Annotated in this window: 2 protein-coding genes; both read left to right on the top strand. The window is 74.1% G+C overall.

The genetic code is table 11. The features are described 5' to 3' along the window. On the top strand, positions 1-2,971 hold a 2,971-nt coding region (locus tag AC1D12_RS25270; protein WP_477843634.1), incomplete at its 5' end, for a UvrD-helicase domain-containing protein. Positions 2,972-3,088: 117 nt separating this feature from the next. After that, positions 3,089-4,662: serine/threonine protein kinase (locus AC1D12_RS25265; RefSeq protein ID WP_477843632.1), on the top strand; the 1,574-nt coding region annotated here is incomplete at its 3' end.

Below are 4,662 nucleotides of genomic sequence, written 5' to 3'. Positions count from 1 at the left end.
GCGCGTGGCCGAGCTGGTCGCGCGCGGCGTGCCGCCGGCGCAGGCCGCCGGGCTCGCGGACCGGCTGGCCGGCCTGCACGAGCAGGTGCTGGCCGGTGGCCGGCCGGTCGAGATCCGCACCTTTCATGCGTGGTTCTCGCAGCTGCTGAAGACCGCGCCGCTCGACCTGCTGGCCGAGCTGGGGCTGCAACCCGGCATGAGCCTGATCGAGGACATCGACGAGCACCTGGGCGAGATCTTCCGGCGCTTCCATGCCGCCTTGCTCGACGATGCCGCGCTGCACGCCGACTACCGCGCACTGGTCGAGCGGCGCGGCCGGGCGCAGACCTCGAAGTGGCTCGCGACGGTGCTCGACAAGCGCATCGAGATCGAGCTCGCCGACGAGGCCGGCGTGCTGGACGACAGCGTGCCGTCGGCCGCGCAGCTGTGGCCGGCGCTCGCGGCGCTGCCGCACCCGGCGCACCGGCTGAACGACGCCGAGGCCCGCAGCCTGTTGCTGCGCGTGGCGGCCGCGCTCGGTGTGCAGACCAAGGCCACGCCGCGCAAGCAGGGCAGCCTGCTGGAGCAGGCGCTCGCCCTCGATGATGCCGAAGCGGCGCTGCACGCCGCACGCAGCGCGTTGCTGAACAGCAGCGGCCAGCTGCGCGCCCACCTGGCGGCGCCCGAGCTCGATGACGCGGTCGCGCTGCTCGACGCCGTCCACCATGCGAGCCGCCAGCAGCTCGCGCACGACGAGCACCTGCGCATGGCGCGGTTGTCGCGCGTGCTGCTCGCGCAGTTCGCCGCGTTCAAGCGCCTGCGCGGGCTGGCCGACATGGCCGACCTCGAACGCTGCGCGCTGGCGCTGCTGCGCGATGCCGACCTGTCCGGCTGGGTGCAGGAGCGGCTSGAYKCGCGCRTSCGYCACSTGMTGATYGACGARTTCCAGGACACCARCCCGCTGCARTGGCATGCGCTGCACAGCTGGCTCTCGGCCTATGCCGGCGCCGGCGGTGGCGCGAGCGGGCAGCGGCCGCCGTCGGTCTTCATCGTCGGCGACCCGAAGCAGAGCATCTACCGTTTCCGCCGCGCCGAGCCGAAGGTGTTCGCCGCGGCCAGTGATTTCGTCGCCGGCGGGCTGGGCGGCCATGTGCTCGCCTGCGACCACACGCGGCGCAACGCGCCCGAGGTGATCGCCGCGCTGAACCGCGTCTTCGAGGCGGCGCAGCGCGACGGCGAGTACGACGGCTTCCGCGCGCACAGCACCGAGATCGCACCGCTCGCTGGAGCCGGTGTGCGTGCGCTGCCGCCGGTGGCCCGCCCGCCACGCGAGGCGACCGCGGGCGACGAAGGCCGGCTGCTGTGGCGCGACAGCCTGGCCACGCCGCGCCACGAGCCGGAAGAGGTGCTGCGCGAGCTGGAGGCGCGTTGGGTCGCGCAGGCGATCGGCGAGCTGGTGGGCAGCGGGGCGGTGGCGGCGGGCGAGGTCTTCGTGCTGTGCCGCAAGCGCGCGTCGCTGCGGCTGGTGGCGCAGGCGCTGCAGGCGCGGCACCTGCCGGCGGCCGCGGTCGAGGACCAGTCGCTGATGGATGCGCCCGAGGTGCGCGACCTGATCGCGATGCTGGATGCGCTGGCCTCGCCACAGCACCGGCTGTCGCTCGCGCAGGCGCTGCGCAGCCCGCTGTTCGGGGCCGGCGACGATGAGCTGATCGCGCTGGCGCAGCAGGCGGCCGCGGGCGGCGACTGGTTCGCTGCGCTGCTGGCCGGCCGGCACGACGGCCAGCCGGCGCTGCAGCGGGCGAAGCGGCTGCTGCCGGCCTGGCTGCAGGCCGCGCGCGAACTGCCGCCGCACGACCTGCTGGACCGCATCGTCGCCGAGGGGGCGTATCGAGAGCGCGTCGCGGCGGTCGTGCCGCCGGAGCAGCGGGCCGCGGCGCTGAATGCGATCGACGCGCTGCTCGGCCAGGCGCTGACGCTCGACGGCGCGCGCTATGCGACACCGTACAACTTCGTCCGCGCGCTGAAGCGCCGCGCGCTGAAGGTGGCGCCGCCGGCGCAGCGCAACGCGGTGCAGTTGCTGACGGTGCACGGCGCCAAGGGGCTGGAGGCGCGCGTCGTCTTCATCATGGACAGCGCCCCCGAGCGCGCCGGCACCGACACCGCCACCGTGCTGGTCGACTGGCCGGTCGAGCTGGACCGGCCGGCGCGCTGTGCCTTCGTCTACTCCGAGGGCGACGTGCCGCCTTCCCTGGCGCCGGCGATGCTGGCCGAGCAGGTGGCGCGCCAGCGCGAGGAGCTCAACGGCCTCTACGTCGCGATGACCCGGGCGCGCGAGCAGGTGGTGTTCAGCCGCACCGAGCCGCACATCGCGGCGCCCGGCGCCTCGTGGTGGCAGCGCGTCGAGGCGCTGGTGGCGGCCTGGCTACCGGCCGACGTGGCATCGGCCGCGGCGGGGCAGGGGGCGTTCGCGCTGCCGGGCCTGCCGCAGGTGCCGGTGGTGGCCGACGTGGCACCGGCTTCCTTCGCGGCACGCGACGACCGCGCCTCGCGCCTCGGCCAGGCGGTGCACCGCACGCTGGAGTGGGCGACCGGCGCCGCCGGCGAGGCCGACCTGGAAACGCTGGCCACGGCCGCCGCGGCCGCGTTCGACAGCCCGCCGCGCGAGGTGCTGCGCATCGCGTCGACGATGCTGCGGCACGCGAGCGGCCGCCGCTTCTTCGACCGCACCGGCCTGCTGTGGGCGGGCAACGAGGTGGCGGTGGCGCAGGGTGACCAGCCGCTGCGCATCGACCGGCTGGTGGCGCTGGACGAAGGCGGCCGGCGCGTCTGGTGGGTGCTCGATTACAAGCTCGCCCACAAGCCGCAGGCGCAGCAGGCGTACCACGAGCAGATGCAGCGCTACCGCGACGCGGTGCAGGCGCTGCAGCCCGGCGAGCCGGTGCGCTGCGCGCTGATCGCCGGCACCGGAGAGGTCGTCGAGCTGGACATCTGACGCGCCGAACCCCGGCCCGCCGGCGGAAATTGGCACGGCTTTTCCGGGTTCATCAGCGCACCACGATGCGGCATTCGGTCGTCCAATAAGGCAACTTCGTCACATCGCGCCTCGCTCATGTCCGTTCCGGAGACTCCTGCCGCCAAGACCGCGCCGACACGCGCGTTCGGGCGCTATCAGCTGCGTCAGCTGCTGGGCAAGAGCGACCGCAGCATGGTGTGGCTCGCGTTCGACCCGCGTGCCTCGCAGGAGGTGATGCTGACGCTGCCGCGCGTGCAGCCCGCCGACGCCGCCGGCCTGGAGGCCTGGACGCGCGACGCCAAGCTTGCCGCCCGGCTCGACCACCCGAACCTGGCCCACGTGATCGAAGTGGGCGTGCAGGACCACTGGCCCTACGTCGCGGTCGACCGCGCGCTCGGCAGCACGCTGGCCGAACGGCTCGCGGCCACGCCCGGGCTGACCGCCAACGAGGCGGTGGGTTGGGTGATCCAGGCACTGGAAGGCCTGGCCTTCGCGCATGAAGCCGGTGTGGCACACCGCGACCTGCAACTGCACCATGTGCTGCTCAGCGAGCAGGGCACGGTGCGCGTGATGGCGCTGGCCGTTGCCTCGGCACCGGCCGCCACCGGCGAGACCGCCGCCGCGGACCGCGCCCACGACCGCGCGATGCCGATGGACCCGAACCAGCTGCGCGCCTCCCGGCTCGCGGCCGAGCGCGACGTGCTGTGTGCCGGGCTGGTGCTGCACCAGCTGCTGTGCGGCCAGCCGGCGCTCGACGAACCCGACACCGCCCGCGTGATCGACCGCCTGCCGCCGGTCGGCCGCGAGATCATCCGCCTGCCCTGGGGCACGCCGAAGCCGATTCCCGATGCGCTGCGCGCCATCGCCAACCGCGCGACCGACCGCCAGGAGCGCCAGCGCTATCACAGCGCCCGCACCATGCTGCGCGCGATGTCGGGCTGGCGCGAGACCGACGCGCAGGACAGCGGCGGCGCGATCGCGCTGCTGATCGACCGCATGCGCAGCATCGGCCACCTGCCGGCTGCGCCCGGTGTCGCGCAGCGCGTGGGCCGGCTCGCGATGGCCGAGGGCCAGCGCACCGACGAGATCGCCCAGCAGATCCTGCAGGACATGGCGCTCAGCTTCGAGCTGCTGCGCACCGTCAATTCGGCGCAGGTGCAGGGCACGCAGATTTCCGGCAACGGCCCGGTGCTGACGATCCGCCGCGCGGTGGCGTTGGTCGGGCTGAAGGGCGTGCGCACCGCGGCTTCGGTGCTGYGCGCCTGGCCCGGCCCGTTGTCGCCGGCGCACGCCGACGCGCTGCAGAAGCTGATGGACCGCGTGCGCCTGGCAGGCCACACCGCGCAGGTGCTGCGCCCGGCGGGCTACGACCCCGAGGTGATCTACCTGATCGCGACGCTGCAGAACCTGGGCCGCCTGATGGTGCAGTACCACTTCCCCGATGAAGCCGAACAGATTCGCCAGCTGATGCAGCCGATTCCGCCCGCCGAGCCGGGCGAGGCCGAGCAGCCGGGCATGACGGAAGAGGGCGCATCGTTCGCGGTGCTCGGCGTCGACAGCGAATTGCTGGGCGCCGCCGTGGCGCGCCACTGGGGCCTGAACGACGAGGTGCTGCACATGGTGCGCCGGCTGCCGCCCGGCCGCCCGGTGCGCAGCGCCGACAGCGACGG

Source organism: Rhizobacter sp. P1_G5 (assembly GCF_056405435.1).
The sequence above is the reverse complement of the archived record's forward strand: the minus strand, read 5'-3'. Positions and strand labels throughout refer to the sequence as shown.